The following is a 1,018-nucleotide window of genomic DNA, read 5'->3' on the forward strand; positions in this document are numbered from 1 at the left end:
GTAGCGATGCAGCGCGGTCTTGGGGGTTTCCCCCATGAGCGACTGCATCAAGACGGGAGTAGGGAGTAGGGAACTTCCGAGTGGTAGTTCTGACGAAAATATCATCAACAGGCAACTTCATCCCGATTCCCGATTCCCGATTCCCGATTCCCTACTCCCGATTCCCGATTCCCAATTCCCGATTCCCGATTCCCGATTACAGCCAATTTCCGACTAAAACATAGGCTCCCCAGAAATATGGAGCTTGATAACCACGGCTTTTTAAGAGCTTAACTTGAGCACGGCGCAAGGCTTCAGCTTTGGTAACCGTTGCGCCAGAATCAGCTAATTCTTGGTAAAAAGATGCCATCAGTTTAGCCGTAGAGTCATCATCAATGAACCATAGGGAAGCCAGAGTACTCCTGGCTCCTGACTGAATCGCTACTCCGGCCAAGCCTAAGCTAGCACGACTATCACCATCGGCAGTTTTACAAGCACTGAGCACTAGTAATTCAATTGCTTCTAAACTATTGTCACTTCTGTTCTGGATGACATTGCTTAAATCCTTGAGATTGATTCGCTTATCCCACGCCAGCAGAAAGGTCTCGTCTGGATCTGAACTAAACTCACCGTGAGTAGCTAAATGCACCACAGGAAATGCCACTGAACTGATTAACTCTTGCCATTTTTGACTGGTAAAGTCTTGATTGAGCAATTGCTGACTGGGAATTTGGGATTTAATTTCCCCTAATTCTGTTTTAACATTGGGTAGGTTAGCGAAACCTTCATGATCACGAAAACCCTCGCGCATGTCTGAAAGTCCAAAGGCTAAGGCATTTAACTCTACTTGAGCTAAGGGTTTGGGCTCCAGTAGACTCAAACCAGGAATGAGTGCGATCGCATAGCCTTTTTCTACTAGATACTGTTCACCATCATGAAGGGTAGCCATAGGAACATTGCGCAATCCACCATCAAGAACAAATACTAAGGTTTTAACTTGATTGGCTTCGAGCAACCCTTCCGCCGGTCGAATTAACCA

General features: G+C 46.3%; 2 protein-coding genes. One reads left to right on the forward strand and one right to left on the reverse strand.

What is annotated here, in order from left to right; translation table 11 throughout:
* The first annotated feature begins 34 nt into the window (after nucleotides 1–34).
* Nucleotides 35–217 (forward strand): hypothetical protein, encoded by a 183-nt coding sequence (locus F6K49_RS52865; protein WP_293111125.1) that lies wholly within the window; start codon nucleotides 35–37, stop codon nucleotides 215–217.
* On the opposite strand, the gene F6K49_RS52870 is transcribed toward F6K49_RS52865, so the two are convergent.
* The coding region (locus tag F6K49_RS52870) for a CHAT domain-containing protein (protein ID WP_293111127.1) at nucleotides 197–1,018 on the reverse strand (822 nt) is incomplete at its 5' end. The genes F6K49_RS52865 and F6K49_RS52870 overlap by 21 nt on opposite strands.

It is taken from the genome of Moorena sp. SIO3I6, from assembly GCF_010672095.1.

Bases quoted from the DNA above. Each gene is read 5' to 3' on its own strand.
- F6K49_RS52865 (WP_293111125.1), top strand. From the start codon at position 35: ATGAGCGACTGCATCAAGACGGGAGTAGGGAGTAGGGAACTTCCGAGT.